At 50.6% G+C, this 17288-nt stretch carries 14 protein-coding genes; 6 read left to right on the top strand and 8 right to left on the bottom strand.

All coding sequences use genetic code 11. The features are described 5' to 3' along the window. The 3 genes from GX147_10290 to GX147_10280 form a co-directional block, all read right to left on the bottom strand. The coding region (locus GX147_10290; protein NLN61059.1) for a molybdopterin-dependent oxidoreductase at positions 1–1931 on the bottom strand (1931 nt) is incomplete at its 3' end. A 440-nt stretch (positions 1932–2371) separates the two neighbouring features. Further along, entirely contained in the window at positions 2372–3418 is a 1047-nt protein-coding gene (locus GX147_10285; protein NLN61058.1) for a glycosyltransferase family 4 protein, read from the bottom strand. Between the two features lie 102 nt (positions 3419–3520). Next, positions 3521–3910, bottom strand: a complete 390-nt coding sequence (locus GX147_10280) for a hypothetical protein (protein NLN61057.1) — start codon at positions 3908–3910, stop codon at positions 3521–3523. Between the two features lie 945 nt (positions 3911–4855). On the opposite strand from GX147_10280, the gene GX147_10275 reads away from it, so the two are divergent. Both GX147_10275 and GX147_10270 read left to right on the top strand, forming a co-directional pair. Then, the gene (locus tag GX147_10275; protein ID NLN61056.1) at positions 4856–6160 is read left to right on the top strand and encodes an HlyC/CorC family transporter; all 1305 of its coding nucleotides are present in this window, start codon (positions 4856–4858) and stop codon (positions 6158–6160) included. Positions 6161–6354: 194 nt separating this feature from the next. After that, positions 6355–6702 (top strand): DUF488 domain-containing protein, encoded by a 348-nt coding sequence (locus GX147_10270; protein ID NLN61055.1) that lies wholly within the window; start codon positions 6355–6357, stop codon positions 6700–6702. 515 nt (positions 6703–7217) lie between these two features. On the opposite strand, the gene GX147_10265 is transcribed toward GX147_10270, so the two are convergent. Both GX147_10265 and GX147_10260 read right to left on the bottom strand, forming a co-directional pair. Next, a complete protein-coding gene (locus tag GX147_10265) occupies positions 7218–8144 on the bottom strand; it encodes a magnesium transporter CorA family protein (protein ID NLN61054.1) in 927 nt (308 codons plus the stop codon). Positions 8145–8569: 425 nt separating this feature from the next. After that, complete coding sequence (locus GX147_10260) at positions 8570–9142, bottom strand: flavodoxin family protein (protein ID NLN61053.1); 573 nt, start codon at positions 9140–9142, stop codon at positions 8570–8572. A 293-nt stretch (positions 9143–9435) separates the two neighbouring features. Here GX147_10260 and GX147_10255 point away from each other — a divergent pair, with 293 nt between their 5' ends. The 3 genes from GX147_10255 (at position 9436) to GX147_10245 (ending at position 12699) form a co-directional block, all read left to right on the top strand. Continuing rightward, positions 9436–10743, top strand: coding sequence for a citrate synthase (locus tag GX147_10255; protein NLN61052.1), 1308 nt, complete (start codon positions 9436–9438; stop codon positions 10741–10743). A gap of 134 nt (positions 10744–10877) precedes the next feature. Continuing rightward, entirely contained in the window at positions 10878–11273 is a 396-nt protein-coding gene (locus tag GX147_10250) for an NUDIX hydrolase (GenBank protein NLN61051.1), read from the top strand. Between the two features lie 154 nt (positions 11274–11427). Then, positions 11428–12699: an MFS transporter gene (locus GX147_10245; GenBank protein ID NLN61050.1), complete on the top strand. Its 1272-nt coding sequence runs from the start codon at positions 11428–11430 to the stop codon at positions 12697–12699. A gap of 83 nt (positions 12700–12782) precedes the next feature. Here the strand turns inward: GX147_10245 and lon are convergent, their stop codons facing one another. Together lon and GX147_10235 are read right to left on the bottom strand one after the other, a co-directional pair. Next, positions 12783–15131, bottom strand: a complete 2349-nt coding sequence (gene lon / locus GX147_10240) for an endopeptidase La (protein NLN61049.1) — start codon at positions 15129–15131, stop codon at positions 12783–12785. A gap of 35 nt (positions 15132–15166) precedes the next feature. Next, a complete protein-coding gene (locus GX147_10235) occupies positions 15167–15613 on the bottom strand; it encodes an Hsp20/alpha crystallin family protein (protein ID NLN61048.1) in 447 nt (148 codons plus the stop codon). A gap of 422 nt (positions 15614–16035) precedes the next feature. Here GX147_10235 and GX147_10230 point away from each other — a divergent pair, with 422 nt between their 5' ends. Continuing rightward, positions 16036–16944, top strand: coding sequence for a hypothetical protein (locus GX147_10230; protein NLN61047.1), 909 nt, complete (start codon positions 16036–16038; stop codon positions 16942–16944). Here the strand turns inward: GX147_10230 and GX147_10225 are convergent. After that, positions 16925–17215: an MTH1187 family thiamine-binding protein gene (locus GX147_10225; protein NLN61046.1), complete on the bottom strand. Its 291-nt coding sequence runs from the start codon at positions 17213–17215 to the stop codon at positions 16925–16927. The genes GX147_10230 and GX147_10225 overlap by 20 nt on opposite strands. Between the last annotated feature and the right edge of the window lie 73 nt (positions 17216–17288).

Below are 17288 nucleotides of genomic sequence, written 5' to 3'. Positions count from 1 at the left end.
GTGTAGCGCTTCGTAACATCCGGCATCAAATCCGGATCGTTCACCAAACCCGTAATGTAAGAGAAAACGCCGTTCATGATGTCCAGCTTCCCGATCCGCTCCGCAAGCTCGGCCATGATGTCAAAACTGTCTCGGCAGGAACCGGCGGGCTTCACAACGGGCTGACGACAGTTCAAACCCTCCGTGATCGGGGGCTCGCACATCAGCAAAGCCCAGGACTCAAGGTAGGTGGTATCGGGAAGAATGATGTCCGCGAAGGTACTCGTCTCGTTGTGGAACAGCTCAATAGAAAAAATAAACTCGAGGTTCCTCAAGATCTCGTACCAGCCTTCCACATTTCCCGGCAGAGACCAGATCGTGTTGGAATGGTAAGTCAGCAGTACCTTCGGCTTCCATTCCATGCCAAACGCCTTCGGATCCTTACAGGTGAAATAGCTCAGCTGGCCGGCATCAACACCTATAGGAAACAGCTCCACCAACTGAACGGTATTTGACGGCCAGGAGAAGGGAACTTCTGGATGCAATTGATGAGGCTTGGGATCCAAAAGACCATCCAACCCAGGCTCATCCGTCCAAGCCATATGGGGAGAGCCAAGAACAACACCCAGCAGGCCGCCCGGCGCATTGTAGCAACCCAGAAGCATATTTATGACAATAAAAACCTGGTTGTCCATGGCACTGCATTTGTGTCCCTGGGCGCCGCGATACCAGTTAATCGACACGGGGCGATAGGGATAAACTTCTCCATCGATCGTAATCGTCGCACCGATCTGGGCCGCCTCACCCAATTCCTTTGCCAGCCTACGAATTGTTGCGGCGGGAACGGTCGTGATCTTCTCCGCCCATTCGGGCGTGTATTCCTTGTAAGTGTCCTTGATGAACTGAAGAGCCGGGCGGACACGCTCACCCTCAACCTCGTAATTGCCGAAAAGGGCGATGTCCTTGATCGTCGGATCGTCGAAAACCTTGGCCTTGTTGTCAACAGGATCCCAAATCATGGGCTTGTGCTTCTCAAGGTTCCGCTGGGCAAACCAAGACACTGACCCCGCAGGACGGCCGGTAGGAGGCGTATGGGTCTCTGTCGCCGAACGCTTGAAAAAACCGTTGTCACGAATCAGATAACCGCCGTTCGCGTACCACTTCAGATACTCCGCATCGTAGATCTCGTGATCGTAAAGCAACGAGTGGATCATGCCCAAAACAAACTGACGGTCAGCAGCAGGACGAATCGGAACCCACTCCTCGGATTTCGAAGCACCCGTTGAAAGTCTTGGTTCCACGGTGACCACCCTGCAACCCTGATCCCGGAGGTCGGACATGTAGCCCTGAGCCCCTCCGACGTGCAGATGCGATGAAAAGCCATCACCCGTACCAATATTCATCCAATATTTGCAATACAGGTAGTCACCGGCACCGGCAAATGCAGAATTGTAAATACCCGCAGTAATGTGGTACCCGCCGCCGCAATAAGTACCGACAACGTGAAACTGGTTCGCACTGCCCACGCAGGCAGGCCAGGCCCATAGGTAAATCTTGTGGAAGTCTGAAATCGCCGCCATGAACTCCCGGGGATCCTTGTCGACACAGGCCTTGACCTTCTCGGCAACCGTACTCATCGCCTCCTCCCAGGAAATCTCCACCCAGCCGGGATCCTCGTTCGGACCCTTCCTCGGATTGGTGCGCTTCACGGGATGCGTCAAACGATAGGGATCATACGTACGCAGAATACCAGAGACAGCCTTGACACACACCTTGCCGCGGTTTGACGGTGAGGTCGGGTTCCCCTCGATCTTGTTGATAACCCCCTCAGGCGTAACATGGCACCGGATCGCACAGGTGTGAATGCACATCTTGCACGTACTGTTGATCCACTTCCCAGGCTTCATGGAATTGGCCCGAGCCTGGGTCTCCACCCTCAGTTTCTCTTTCAATGTCATACCCTCCTTTTCAACAACATTGGTTCATTGCCCCACGGGCATCCAAATGCATGCCCGGTTATTCCAAAAATGAAAAAACCCCGCCCATGTTGATCATGGATGGGGTTTTCTGCTTTCAAACCGGCAATAATTTTCCACCAGGCTATAAATGAGCCCGATTCCTTGCGAACTCAAACGCCCGCATTCGATGTTCTTGATTTTCGGTTTTACCGCCTCCATCACTCCGCCCCTGCGAATATCTGGCCTTTATGACAACAGTAATTTCAGTTCCTAAAAATTTCGTTCCCATCCTTGCCTCCAAAGATGACAACAACATTTTCTACCCGTACTGAAAGCCGACCTCCTGCTACCAACTTTGTTCAAGCCTGTCAACATAAATTTCGGCTATTGACATGGAGGTGTTCTTAACGGCTTTCAGGTCAACGGTTCCTCTGTCACGACGCCATCAGTCCCCTATATACAGCGGCATATCCGTCTGTTTCCAAGGACCATCTGAAGGTGGTCTGTATTAACTTCTCGGCTTTTTTACACATATCTTCCAGCCGGGCCGGGTTATCGATGGCGTACAGAATTTTTTCGTAAAACTCTTTTCTATTGTCAAATAGCAATCCCGTCTCGCTCGTTAAGAGCGAAGCATTACCGGGAATACGGCGAGCCACAACCGGCTTGCGGTAATAGAACGCCTCCAGCAGGGCGTTGGCTTCCGACTCGGAAGCCGATGTATTCAGCACTACATCGACGCTTTTGAGCAGTGAGGGCATGTACTCCCGGGAAACCTGCCCCAGATAACTCACCCAAGGATACCGTTGCATGCGTTTTTGAATTTTCTGATATTCATTCTGCTCCAAAACAAGGCCGGCAATGAAAAGGCGAATTCCGGACCGAATTTTTTTTGCCTCGGCCAAGCCGTCGATCGCGTAACCAATACGCTTTACACGCCGGATACCGCCTGACATCAGGAAAACCGTTTCATTTGCCCGAACGCCATATTGGGCGCGAAAATCAATCTTTCCCTGCCCCGGCAGAAGGACAGATTGATGGATCACCTTTACCTTGTTGCGCGGGATGCCGCATCCAATAAGAACAGATAAGGCGTGATCGTTAAATACCGTGATCAGGTCGGAAGCCGCCAATACCTCTTTGATGGCCCGGCGTCGCTCCAGATTTTTCAAATCGATATTCACATCCGTACCGGTCAGCGTTGTAACCAGGGGCGCGCCGAGTTCTTTTTTCAGGAACAGGCTTGACCGGCCTGCTTTATGCGCATGGAAACCATGGATGATATCGGGGCTAAATTCTCGACAAGGGCGGAGCAGATCGGCTCCATCCGTCCTCGACAAATCAATTATCCGGCAGTCCACGCCCACTTGGGCGAGTCCTTGAGAAATGCGGTGGACCGTTACAGCGTTACCGGTCAGTTGAGGAAAATATGTGGGTGTTACAAGAAGGCTTTTTATTGCTTTTTCTCGATCTCTTTGCATGAATACAGAATCCATGAACACCGCTTTATTTTAAAGCAACAGAAGTATAAAAAAATATGAGCCGCTTGTCAAAGCGCAACCCGCCAACAAAAAAGTGGATATTTAAATGATTTTGTAATAGTCCGATGTATACGCAGGTGATATACTGCGGTATTCATCACCATGGAAATGGTATGCCCGCGGAATGAGAAGGAGACCGCAGGAATGGAATCCCCAATCGTATGCAATGTCTGTAAAGGTTTCGGCACGCTGTGTAACTGCCTCTGCAAACGGTGCAAAGGTCACGGTCGCATCAACTGTCCCCGTTGCCAGGCCTTGGGGCTGATTGAATGTCCCGATTGCAATGGAACCGGCAAGGGACGCCTCATGATGCGTTGTAAACAATGCCGGGGTACAGGGAAAATTGCCTGCCAACAGTGCGAAGGAACCGGGAAGATGATTTGCCCAACCTGCAAGGGTGACGGTCAAGCGCCTTGCTTTGCCCATTGCCATGGCAGAGGCCGGTTGCCCTGCGCCAAGTGCGGTGGAACGGGTTACCTGCAGGCAGCGTCCTGACGGATCGGAGTGGCTTCCACGCACCGTCCGACATGCCGCCTTCGGAAACGATACGCATAAGCGGACATATGGCCCTCCGGTGCTGTTGCCTCCATCATCCTTTTGCCCCTTACCCGTAAGGGATTTTTTGTACGGATTGACAGACATAAGATCAAAGGCAGCGCTCCAGCTCCCCCCGGCCTTGATCGTAAGATCCCTCAACCCTTGGGTTCATTCCTTGACTTCGAATTTGACCTCCTCGATGACCGCTTCATCGCATGCCCTGGTGCGCTTCAGATCGTTGAGCCTCCCGATTCACCGAGTCGTATCGCGCCCTCGCACACTGACGGGATGAGGTGCCGATGGTCTGCCTGACGTTGATCTTCTAAAGAAACCGGATTCATGGGCATCATGACTGGCGAAGCCGCCTGTCATGGAATCCCGGCTTGCATCTTGAAAGCGTCGTTTGGCCAAAGCCCAATCTATGACGGAATCAAGGTTGCCCCCGGATTCCTTGTTGTCCTCGTTGCAAAGAACAGAACCGATTGGCCGGGCATTTCCATGGAACGGTTCAACATAAAGCGGACAAGACGCGGTTTTTGAATGACCGGCTTCACTGGTTGTCTGGAGCAGGTCTACTCGAATTGATACCCTGAATGATCCCGTACTGAAGGAATGTCGTTTTATAAGTATGACCGAAAGGCCAGCCGCACAAAACACAGTTCTCAGGATATTACGTTTGGCGGCCAAGAGCATAAAGAGAGCGTTGCCCCGAGTCAAAGGATGTTCCGGCGGTGGAAGGAACAGGAAATTCTCTCATCGTTTTCTTATTGAAAGAAGGCAGGTTTTTATATTATATGAAACAAGAAACGATTATTATCGGGATTGATTAAGGAAGATTGCATGTCCCTCGGATCTGAAGTTCTGATCATTCTGATTCTGATTATCGCCAACGGTGTCTTCGCCATGTCGGAAATCGCGGTTATTTCTTCGCGAAAGGAAAGACTCCAGCAGTGGATCAAAGAAGGCCATCCGAAAGCCAAAAAGGCAATGGAACTGGCATCGGAACCGAGCCATTTCCTTTCGACTGTTCAGGTTGGCATCACCCTGATCGGGATTTTGGCGGGAGCGTTCGGTGGTGCCACCGTCGCGGAGAAAATCAAACTGAACCTGCTTCAATACCCCGCTTTGACCCCCTATGCGGCGAGCCTGTCCCTGTTTATCGTGGTTTTGCTGATCACCTACTTTTCTCTGATCATCGGGGAACTGGTACCCAAGCGACTGGCTTTGAGCTATCCTGAACGGATTGCTACATTAATCGCCGGTCCCATGTCATTTCTTGCCCGCCTTGCCTCACCTCTGGTCCATTTTCTGAGTCTGTCAACCGAAATCATCCTCCGTCTCCTGAGAATTCATCCACCATCCAGTGTGGCGGTGACGCCTGAAGAAATCAAGGTTCTTATCGATCATGGGACTCGCATGGGCATTTTCGAGGAGGTAGAACAGGATCTGGTGGAAAGCGTCTTTCGTCTGGGGGACCGCAAGGCGAGCGTTCTCATGACACCCCGTGCCGAAATAATCTGGGTGGATGCGGATCTCTCCTTCGGCGATAACTGGTATCGCATCCAGGATAGCGGCCATAGCCAGTTCCCGGTCTGTCAGGGATCCCTGGAAAATATTCTGGGCATCGTGACATTGAAACATCTTATTCTGCCCATGGTGCGCGGTGAATCCCCCGACATGAAGCAAAACCTGATCAAGCCCTTGTTTGTTCACGAGGGCATGACGATACTCAAGGTATTGGAATTATTTAAACAATCCTCGAATCATATCGCCTTGGTCGTCGATGAATATGGAAGCACCCAAGGACTCGTGACCTTGCATGATATCATGGAAGCTATCGTGGGAGTCATGCCTGGTACGGAAGGGGAAAGCTGGGAGACCGCCGTACGCAGAGAAGACGGATCGTGGCTCTTGGACGGGATGCTGCCGGCCGATGAACTAAAGGAGATCTTCAACATCGCGAAACTGCCCGAAGAAGAAAGAGGCGACTACCAGACTTTGGGTGGTTTCGTCATGATGCACATGGGCCGGATTCCCTCACCGGCGGATTATTTCGACTGGGAAGGGCTGCGCTTTGAAATCATGGATATGGACGGCCACAGGGTGGACAAGGTTCTGGTGACGCCGGCCCCACGGGGAGATTGAATCTTCTTGTACGCTCCGTGACGAATCTGCCCTCCTCGCTTTTCTCTTTACGTTTTTGGGCCCATGAATTCGGGTCCATACGGGGCCCTATAGAACGGTTTGGAAACGTGGGAATCCAGGCCGTGTATGAACACATGGACTAAACAGGCGTCCTGCATTTACCCGTTGAGCTGGACGTCCACACGGGAGGGATGATGGACATTAGACTGAAGCGGATTTATGATCCGCCAGCCGACTCGGACGGTGTACGGGTTCTTGTTGATCGCCTCTGGCCACGGGGGGTAGCCAAAATCAAAGCAAGGATTGATCATTGGTGCAAAGATGTTGCGCCATCCGGCGAGCTTCGCCGGTGGTTCGGGCACGATCCTGAAAAATGGCAGGAATTCGAAAAGCGATATCGCAGCGAACTGGATAATAACCCGGCCTTATCGGAGCTTCGGGAACTTTCGCGCAAGGGAACCATCACGCTTCTGTATGCCGCAAGAGACCAGTTACATAATGAGGCGGTGGTACTCAAGCATATCCTGGAACGCGACAACTGAGAATCCGCCCGGCCGGGAAAACGCTTCTCAGAAAATCAGGGGCCACACGAAAAAGTTTTCAGCGTGGCCCACTCCCCCCGAGCGTACGGTGTCCCGTACCTGTTGCCACGAAGAACTCTACTTTCACAACCACCGCGCCCATCCATGAGATGGGCGTCATCAGTAAAAAATGGAACAGCCCAACACGATCTCGATGGTTTGATCATTGCCGCACGAGCTGACCATCCAATCTTTTGGGGACATCGGCAACTCTGCCGAAAAACAGCAAGTTTAGCGGTAACGGTAAAGAATACTATAGCATTACGGGGAAAAAATCTATAGAAAAATTTACTGTTTTTCCAACATTTTTTCTGTCAGCCTGCCCCTGTTCTGTTACCATGTTTCCCGTTTTGTAACGGCAATAGGGCGGAGGGCATTTTATAACGAACTCACGTAAAGACGTTGGGGTATTACCGGTCTCGTTGTATCCCGATAAAAGCCGCCGGTTTTATCAAAACAGACTCCGGGGGCTAAGACTAAAACCATCGTTTTCGCATGAACAGTATTATGCCTACCACTGACAGAAGGAGCGACACAAACAGGATCATCAAAAATGCCCATTGCGCATCCTCAAGACCGTTCGGGACATTCATGCCGTACAAACTCGCAATCAATGTGGGGATCATCAATATAATTGAGATGCACGTGAGTTGTTTCATGATCACGTTCAGGTTATTGGATATAACCGACGCGTATGCGTCCATCATGGCGCTCAGGATGTCGGAATACACATTCGTGGTTTCCTGCGCCTGACGCACCTCGATTTCAGCGTCTTCCAACAGTTCCGGATCGAATGAATCTTTGTATTTTCTGAGATTTTTGACTCTATGCAAAAGAATGTCATTGCCCTTGAGCGAAGTGGTAAAAAACACCAAACTGTTCTCTATCTTCAAGAGCGTTTGCAAGTCCTCATTTCTAATGGATTGCTCAAGTTGTGTTTCGGCAACTTTTATTCGCTGGTCAATCTTCTTTAGGTATTTCAGAAACCAGACGCTGGACGACAGCATGAGTCTTAGCACCAAATCAAAATGGTCGCGTTTGTTTATGTTTTTCCGTTGCGTCATCAGAATAAAGTCGGGCAGGACCTCCGTCTGATAGAAGCAAATCGACACAAAAACATCGTCTCTGAAAATAATACCCAGAGGAACGGTGGAGTATGGAATGCTTGAATTGATGTTTTTGTAGGGCAATCGAAGAATAATAAAAAACCAGCCCTCATCGTATTCAATGCGCGGACGCTCATCAACGTCCTCAATATCGTTGTAGAACGCCTCAGGTATGCCAAGTTCGTCAATTAAATAACGTTTTTCCTCTTCGGCAGGCATTTCCACTCTAACCCAACAGTTGGGCTCCCATTGCGGGCATGAAACGATTCCCTTGCCATTCTTCCAGAAGGTTTTCATATAGCAGCCTCGAAAAAATTCTGCACAATAGAGGTTTTCTCTATTGTATTTCCATTTGTATTTACCTGTGCGATATAAGATCAGACAGCCCCATGACGCCTGTACCGATAAAAAACGGCAGTCAGGCTTCTCTTCAGATAAGATCTTTTTAACCGGAAAACATTTCTTGAGAAAGGGGAAGATATGACCGCCGAAAGGACCATAGCATAAAAACGATTGACAATGCCACAGTCATTATCCTTGCATGGTACCGAAAATTTGAATTGATGCCCCCGTTCAAGGCAAATTCATTGCCAAAATACTGTTTTTCCGGAAAGACACCCGTGGTGCCTGTGGGGTAAAAATACCTACTGACGGCTGCTCCATGCAGACAACAGGCGGCGTGCTAGCAAGTGATTCTTTGGTCTTAAGGGCGATCAGGCGGTTCATGTGTACAGTTTGTTCAGCACCCAAGCCATGTTCCGGCCCAGGTTTTTCATGGTCAGCATCCCCTCTTCATCTTTCAGGACATCCCCTTTCTCCCGACCGACACCCATATTCCAGTAGCTGGAACCGGGAACAACCATCTGGCTGATGAAGAAGAGATGATTGATCGTATCAAAAGCATGGATGCTACCCGCACGACGGGCGGCAACGATGGCAGCGCCCACTTTCAGACGGAACATATCCCCGTTGCTCTTGGCGACTATACCCGCCCGATCAATAAGGGCCTTCATCTCGCTCGAAACGTCCGCGAAATAGGTGGGGGAGCCGAGAATGATGCCCTGCGCGTTTTCCATTTTTTCGATACAGGCGTTACAGTCATCCTGAACAGCGCAACGACGGTTCTGGTTATCCCGGCATCGATAACATGCCATGCATCCATGCAGTTTTTTCCCGGAAAGATCGATCAGTTCGGTATCGATTCCTTCCCTTTCCAATTCCGAAAAGACCCGACGAATCAACATGCTGGTGTTGCCGTCCTTCCGGGCGCTGCCATTGATGCCGATGACTCTGATCATGGTAACTCCTCCCGCATATTTTTTTGTGTCCACCAGCCCACACGGTTTTCACCGGTCGACTTCCGTAGAATCCGTGTGTAACCCAGACTGAGAATACCATCGAAGCCAGGCTGTGTCAAAGAAAGGACTTCAGGGGGACAACCAACGAAAATGCGAACTATGCCTAAACAATGGCCAAAATATGTTTGGCTACCGTTCGGCGCCGATTCAAAATGACAAAAAACAATAGGCATGATGTAAGTTTTTTGCTATGGGGAAAGCCAGTACAGGAGACGGAGGTTGCACAGAAAATGGAAGGCAAAGCCTTATTGACTGTAGATGGAAAGACTTACGAGCTTCCAATTATTGAAGGAACTGAGGGAGAGCGGGCAATTGATATTTCCCGTCTGTTGAAAGATACGGGACTCATCACCTTGGATCCCGGATTTGTGAATACGGGCAGTTGCCGAAGCGCAATTACCTTCATGGATGGCAAGAAGGGTATCCTGCGTCACCGGGGCATCCCGATCGAACAATTGGCGGAACATTCCAGTTTTGTTGAAACCGCCTACCTATTGATCAACGGTGATTTACCTACACAAGAGGAGCTGAACGATTTTTCGGCTTTATTGAACAAGCACTCCCTGGTCCATGAGGACATGCGAGCCTTCTTTGAAAAGTACCCGGGACGTGCTCACCCTATGGGCATTCTGTCGTCCATGGTCACGGCTATGCGCGCTTTTTATCCGACTTTGAAAGATCGGAGTCAGGAAGAGCAGGCAACAATAACGTTTGCCCGTCTTATTTCAAAACTCCGGACACTGGCGGCCATGTCTTACAAAATTTCACTGGGTCATAAGCTAACCTATCCATCGCATGAGTTGAGTTACTGCGCGAATTTTCTGCGCATGATGTTCGATTCGCCGGTGCGGCCCTACATTGTAGACGAGGATCTGGTCAAGGCCCTGAATGTTTTCTGGATTTTGCACGCTGACCATGAACAGAACTGCTCAACCTCGGCGATTCGTCTGGTCGGAAGTGCACGGGTCAATCTGTACGCGGCGATTTCCGCAGGGATGAGTGCTCTGTGGGGTCCCCTTCACGGCGGGGCGAATCAGGCGGTAATCGAAATGCTTCAGAAAATTTCGGATAATGGCGGCGATATCATGCCCTATATCAGGCGAGCAAAAGATAAAAACGATGAATTTCGTCTCATGGGTTTTGGTCATAGGGTTTACAAAAACTACGACCCACGCGCCAAAATTATGGAGAAAATCGTTCACAAGGTCCTCACGAAGCTGAATTTGAAGGACCCCCTCCTGGATCTCGCAAAACGTCTGGAGGAAATCGCCTTGAAGGATCCTTATTTTATCGATCATAAACTGTATCCTAATATCGATTTTTACAGTGGTATCATGCTGCGGGCACTGGGAATCCCCATCAACATGTTTACGGTCATGTTCGCCATAGGACGTTTGCCCGGATGGATCAGCCAGTGGAAGGAAAGCATCGATGATCCCGACTGGAAGCTGCATCGCCCCCGCCAGATCTATACGGGCTTGCACCATCGGGACTATATCCCCATTGAACAGCGAAGCGGTCAGGGAACGCGGGGTTGATGCAGGTCGCGCCTTGGAGAGTATGCAAGGACCAGGTAGAAGCGGAGAAAAGAAAGTAAAAATCCAACAGAGGGGGTTCGGCAATGAGAGTTCGGGTTTCAGCTGTGTATGAACAGGGGAGAGAAGTCCTTTGCATGAAATATGTGTACGGCGGAAAGGATGTTTACGCGCTGCCCGGCGGGGGCGTCGACAGAGATGTACCCTTCCACGACGCCATCAAGGCTGAATGGAAAGAGGAACTTGGGGTCAAAATGGAAGTGGGGGATGTGATCATGCTGGGAGAAGCCCCGGGCGACAAGCGCCGTCCTCAGACCCTCCATGTTGTTTTCTGGTGTACGGAAGTCCATGGTACGCCAAAAATCAGGGCGGACAACACCCGTTCTCTTGACGTCGCCTGGCTGCCGGTGGATAAGCTCAGGGATTGTCCACTGTACCCCGATGTGGGCAAACAGCTTTATGATTTTTTTCAAAGCGAAAACCGGCGATCCATAGTCTTCATCAAAAATTGCATGGAAAGAGGTTACTGGTAAAAAAATCGGACGGAAAAGGATTTCCGGTCAGATCGTCAGCATTTCAACACCGGAAGGCCGATCCTTAGTTGGTTGTCCGGTCGGAATAGGCATCGGGTAAGCGTCTGCGGAAAGACGAATCGATGCCTTTTTTATTGGAAAGCAAGCATGACAGATGGTGAATAATAAACGATTCCTGTTTTGGGGGTGGTATGTCGTCCTGGGAGCCTTTCTCGTTCTGGCTGTCAACTACGGCGTCCGCTACAGCTTCGGCATTTTTCTTAAACCCATGGCGGAAGAATACGGCTGGTCCCGTGCGGTGATTTCACTGGGGGCCTCTTTCAACATGCTCGTGTATTCCGTCTGTTCCATTTTTGTGGGTAAAATGGTGGATCGGATCCCGCCGAGACGCATCATCGTGGCGGGGGCCTTGATGGCCTCCCTCAGCCTCGGCTTCGTGGCGTTTGCCACAACGCCCCTGGCCTTCTACCTAACCTACGGTCTTCTGGCCGGGATCGGCTCAGCCGGGCTGGGGGTGGTGGTATGCAATTCCTCCGTGGCGAAGTGGTTTCACAAAAGACGGGGAACGGCCGTCGGCCTGGCAACCATGGGAATCAGCGCCGGCACCGTGGCACTGACACCCTTGGCGGGCCATATCGTCAAGATGTACGACTGGAAAACCGGGTTTTTATGCTTTTCCCTGATAACCTTTCTGATCGGCGTTGCCCTGGCTTTCCTGTTTTTTCAAAAAACCGTGCCCGAGGCGTATGGGTGGCATCCCGACGGTGAAAAAAGGGCGCGGGGAGGAACCGAGACGGCATGGGAAGACCTGCCCAGACAACTTTCCCGTCGCGTTGTGCTTTGCGACATTCAGTTCTGGCTGCTGTCGGCATGCCTGAGCCTCTCCTATCTGGCGATCATGTCTGTCTTTGTGCATCAGGTGCCCTACGCCCTCGACCACGGAATTGGAAAAGTGGCGGCGGCTTCATCGCTCGCCACGGTCAGTTTTTCCGCATTTTTTGGCCAGTTTTTCTTTGGTTGGCTGAGTGATCGAATCCGGGATGCGAAATATGCGGCAGTCTTGGGGTTTTTCATGATGACCTGCGGGATGGGTTTTCTTTTAATCGCCCAATCTCTTAGTTTGCTCTATCTTTTCGCGGTGGTGTTCGGATTCGGGTACGGTTGTTTGGCCCCGCTGACACCAATTCTCATTGCGGAACGCTTTGGGCGCCACGCCCTGGGAGGGGTGTACGGCCTTGTGACCTTCTTTATCGGATTGGGAGGAAGTATAGGCCCTTTTCTGGCAGGATATATGTACGACCGTTTCGGGGCCTACAGACATGTTTGGCTGTTCAACATCGTTTTGCTTCTGGTTGTGACGACGGCGATTCTTGTCCTGAAAAAAAAGAACCAGTGCATGGTTCCGGACAGTCCGTCTTCTCGATGATGAGAAGGAAAAACCTCCCCTCTCATCCAGAGTCATAAACAACAGAAGACAGCTGGATGTGCTTATAGGTTGCTCCGGATATTTTAATAGTCCAGTGCTATTTTCAACACCTCACGCATATCGTCAACAAAATGGAATGTCAGCCCTTTTCGCACGTTGAGGGGGATGTCATCCAGATCTTTCCTGTTCCATTTCGGCAGAATCAGCGCCGTGATACCCGCCCGATGTGCAGCCAACACCTTTTCTTTGATTCCACCGACGGGAAGGACCACGCCTCTTAGGGTGATTTCTCCCGTCATGGCCAGATTCTTCCTGATCGTCCGATCGGTCAGCAACGAGACGAGAGCCGTAAGCAGGGTAACACCGGCTGATGGCCCGTCTTTTTGAATGGCCCCTGAAGGAATGTGGATATGTATGTCGAGGTCATCAAAAAAATTCGATGCGATACCCAACTCCTCGGCATTGGTCCGAATAAAGCTCAAAGCCGCACTCGCCGATTCCTTCATCACCTCTCCCAGTTGTCCCGTCAAGGCGAGACCTCTTTTGCCGGGCATGGACGTGGCTTCCACAAATAGGATTTCACCCCCGACGGGTGTCCAGGCTAACCCAACGGCAACGCCGGGTTTCGATGCCCGGATCGTTATTTCCGGAATCACCTTGACCGGTCCAAGGTACCGGGCGATGTCCTTGACCGTAATCGTCGTCGAGCCGATCCGGCCTTCGGCGGCAGCGCTGGCCACCCCCCGGCAGATCGAAGCGATTTCTCTTTCCAGGTTGCGGACGCCCGCTTCACGGGTGTACTGGGCAATGATCCGCTGCAAGGCCCTGCGGGTAAAACGGATCTGATCCGATTTGAGCCCGTTGGCATCGATCTGCCGGGGAATCAGGTAACGTTCAGCAATTCTGATTTTTTCCTGCTCCGTGTATCCGAGGAGTTCAATCACTTCCATCCTGTCCCGAAGGGGCGGAGGAATTGTTTCCAGCATATTGGCCGTGGTGATGAACATGACATGGGTCAGATCAAAAGGAACATCCAGGTAATGATCGACAAATGCAACATTCTGTTCCGGATCAAGTACTTCCAGCAACGCCGACGACGGGTCACCGCGGAAATCGCTTCCGACCTTGTCGATTTCATCCAGCATGAACACGGGATTATTCGACTCGGCCCGGCGAATGCTCTGGATGATTCGGCCTGGCAGGGCACCGACATAAGTCCTACGATGACCACGGATTTCTGCTTCGTCACGGACGCCGCCCAAGGCAATTCGAACGAACTTCCGGCCCAGAGCGCGGGCGATGGAGTGACCGAGCGACGTTTTGCCCGTACCCGGAGGGCCGGCAAAGCAAAGAATGGGGCCCTTGGTGTCGGGTTTCAATTTGCGGACAGCGAGGTATTCAATGATCCGTTTTTTGGCCTTCTCCAACCCGTAATGGTCTTCGTCCAGGACACGTTGAGCCTTCCTGATATCCAGGTTGTCCTCGGTTTTTTCATTCCAGGGCAGCGCGGTGATCCAATCCAGATAGGTGGAGGCGACCGTGTATTCCGCAGAGGACGGATGCATTCGGGAGAGCCTTTCCAGCTCGCGCTCCGCTTCCCGTTTTGCCTCATCCGGCAGATTCTTCTTTTCTATTTTGGCACGGTATTCCTCGATTTCGACTTTCGATTCATCCTCCTCGCCCAGTTCCTTGCGAATCGCGTTCAACTGCTGGCGCAGATAGTATTCCCGCTGTGATTTATCCATGTCGTCCTTGACTTGGGACTGGATCTTGTTTCCCAGTTCGAGAATATCGACCTGATGATTGACCAGGCGGGTTACTTCCTCAAGTCGCTTTTTGATATCGAGTGTCTCCAGAATCTGCTGTTTGTCTTCAATCGAGGCATTGATAATAGACGCAACCATGTCGGCCAGAGTCCCTGGTCCGGTAATGGATTTGGCCATGGTTCCAAATTCCTGAGGCAAGAATGGGGATAGTTTAACGACCCGGTCAAATAGACTCACGAGATTGGACATCAGCGCTTCCACCTCGATATCATGCATTTCCAATGTTTCGAGAGGTTCGACCCGTGCCTGAAGATAAGGCGCGCCTTCGATAAATTCCTTGATGCGGAAACGTTCGATACCACGCAGAAGCAACTGGGCCTTGTTATCCGGTGATTTTGCCATCCTGAGAATAACAACGCTTGTGCCAACTAAATAGAAGTCCTCCGGTTGATATTGGGTTTCCATAGGGGGTTTTTTGGAGACAGCCAAACCCATAAAACGATCCTTGGCCATGGCTTCATCAATCAACTGGATGGACTTGTCTCCCAGTACTTCCATGGGAAAGACCATCTTGGGAAAAACGACATTGTCAAATAAGGGCAAAATCGGAAGAATTTCCGGCAGTGACGAAACCGAAAAATCTTCCGATATCTTTTGTTCTGTCATGGAAACCTCCGAAAACCACTTTTTTACAGTACCGTTTATTTTTGCGTGATCTTTATCTTTTGAGCCCGTTCCGGAGACAACTTGGCCGCCCAGATTTTTAGCAGTCCCTCATGGTAAGTCGCCCGGACCGTATTTTTATCCACCGCACAGGGTAACAATAAAATCCTCTCAAAGGAACCATAGGATATTTCCGCCAGATGATAACGGGGGTGCACACCAGCATGCCTTATCTGTCGCGTTCCGCTGATCCTCAAATTGCTTCTGTCGAGTTCGACATAGATATTGTCACGCTTCGTGCCGGCAAGATCGACCATGATGACGATTTCGTGGACGGTTTCAAAAATATCCACCGGGGGACGCCACGTTCTCTCGTAGAGTACAGAACTTGGACAATTGAAATTGAAAACATCCTCCGTTGCTCTTCGAAGCTGTTTTCCCACAGCCCTTTCCTGAATATGATAATGAATTTCGATACGACTCATTTTCGTCCCCTGAAAATTAAAGATGGAAGAACCTAAAACAAAGACTTAAACCACCAACTATAAATTATAATAACTTCGATATTCACTTTGTAAAGAATCGATGGGTGATGTCAAGTTTTTTGTCTAAAGAGAATAGCCACGGTACCATTTCTTTACGGCCTCACCAAGCCGTCGATGAAAAGAAGATCGCCAGAAACGGGGGACCCTCCTATATTTCCCGGACAGGGCTTCGGCCCGGTAAGGCTCTCCGAAGTCGCTAGGACCCCGCCTTTCATTTCGCTCCGCCCAGTCCCCCACACATAAAAAACCTTTTGTTGACTTCTCCTATCGCTTTTCTGTATAAATTCGCAAATCTTATTCTTCCAATATTCTTGCCTAAGGTTAAGACAGCCAGACACAGAATGAGTAACGAAGGAGACCAAATGACCTGTCCCTGGACATGGATCGATCGAACAGACGCATTGGAAGCCGCCGCCAACGCATTGTCAGCATCCCGCGTGATCGCCGTCGATACGGAATATAATTCCCTCCATTATTTCCGGGAAAAACTCTGCCTGGTCCAGATTCACGACGGGCAGCACGCCTACCTGATTGACCCCATGGCCGAGCTGGACTTGAGTCCCCTTTCCGGGCTATTCGAAAATTCAGATGTTCTGAAGATTTTCCATGCCGGGGACAACGACATTCGGATTATCAAACGGGATTACGGTTCTACCTTTCGGAATATCTTTGACACCCAAAAAGCAGCCTCGATCTTGGGACATCACTACCTTTCCCTGGAAACCCTGATTCGTGAATATCTTTCCGTTGATTTCAAAAAGAAAAAGAAAATTCAAAGGTCCCGATGGGAAGTACGGCCTCTTTCAGTAGAACAGCTTCATTATGCCTCCCTGGACACCTTCCACCTGATTCCTCTGTATCTGGCCCTGATAAAAGTGCTGTATGAGCGGAATTTGCTTGGCACTGCGGAAAGGGCCTTCCAGGAAATCGCTGAAGTCATGTGGCACGAAAAGCGCCTTAACCCAACCGGATACAAAAAATTACCAGGCTATCACAATCTGCCGGAACATGAGAAGCATCGGTTGCGGAATTTGTACAACTGGCGCTATCACAAAGCGCAGGAAATCGATCTGGCCCCCTTTCTGCTTTTGAACGACCGGTTATTGATGGCTCTGGCCCGTGCGGAAATCGATCTGACGGATCCGATAGCGATTTCCCAAAAAACGACTTGCAGCACTTGCTTCAAATATTTAAACGAACTGATTCCGTTGCTCCCGGAACATCCTCAAGAATCAAGGAAGCAAGGAATCATTACTCCGCCACAGCTTTGACTTTACCCTCGATCCGGCCCGACGCCCCCCTGCGAAAATCTCCCTTGATTGTTAGGTAGATCCGGTCACTGTCCGTGGCCAGGGTTTTGAAGCATCGGTCAATCAATGGCCATACCTCGCCCCAAGACCCCTCGATGCAGGTTCCCATAGGACCTACCTGGAAATCGATGCCGCTTCCGCGAATCACCTGGACAACCCGGGATACGTAAGCACTGACGCTGCTCCCCTTGTCCACGGGGAAAATGGAAAAATCGATCAAAACACTCATGATAACTCCTTTCAGACAAGCTTCATTGACAGGGTCTCTTGGATTTCATACCCGGTCATGTTCTCCGAAAAAGTTT

The sequence above is a fragment of the Deltaproteobacteria bacterium genome, assembly GCA_012522415.1.
In the GTDB taxonomy this organism is placed as follows: domain Bacteria; phylum Desulfobacterota; class Syntrophia; order Syntrophales; family JAAYKM01; genus JAAYKM01.
Note: the sequence above shows the minus strand (reverse complement) of the source record. Positions and strands in the feature narration are given on the sequence as shown.

Bases quoted from the DNA above. Each gene is read 5' to 3' on its own strand.
- GX147_10285 (NLN61058.1), bottom strand. From the start codon at position 3,418: ATGCAAAGAGATCGAGAAAAAGCAATAAAAAGCCTTCTTGTAACACCC.
- GX147_10280 (NLN61057.1), bottom strand. From the start codon at position 3,910: ATGGCAATGGGCAAAGCAAGGCGCTTGACCGTCACCCTTGCAGGTTGG.
- GX147_10275 (NLN61056.1), top strand. From the start codon at position 4,856: ATGTCCCTCGGATCTGAAGTTCTGATCATTCTGATTCTGATTATCGCC.
- GX147_10270 (NLN61055.1), top strand. From the start codon at position 6,355: ATGGACATTAGACTGAAGCGGATTTATGATCCGCCAGCCGACTCGGAC.
- GX147_10265 (NLN61054.1), bottom strand. From the start codon at position 8,144: ATGAAAACCTTCTGGAAGAATGGCAAGGGAATCGTTTCATGCCCGCAA.
- GX147_10255 (NLN61052.1), top strand. From the start codon at position 9,436: ATGGAAGGCAAAGCCTTATTGACTGTAGATGGAAAGACTTACGAGCTT.
- GX147_10250 (NLN61051.1), top strand. From the start codon at position 10,878: ATGAAATATGTGTACGGCGGAAAGGATGTTTACGCGCTGCCCGGCGGG.
- GX147_10245 (NLN61050.1), top strand. From the start codon at position 11,428: ATGGTGAATAATAAACGATTCCTGTTTTGGGGGTGGTATGTCGTCCTG.
- lon (NLN61049.1), bottom strand. From the start codon at position 15,131: ATGACAGAACAAAAGATATCGGAAGATTTTTCGGTTTCGTCACTGCCG.
- GX147_10235 (NLN61048.1), bottom strand. From the start codon at position 15,613: ATGAGTCGTATCGAAATTCATTATCATATTCAGGAAAGGGCTGTGGGA.
- GX147_10230 (NLN61047.1), top strand. From the start codon at position 16,036: ATGACCTGTCCCTGGACATGGATCGATCGAACAGACGCATTGGAAGCC.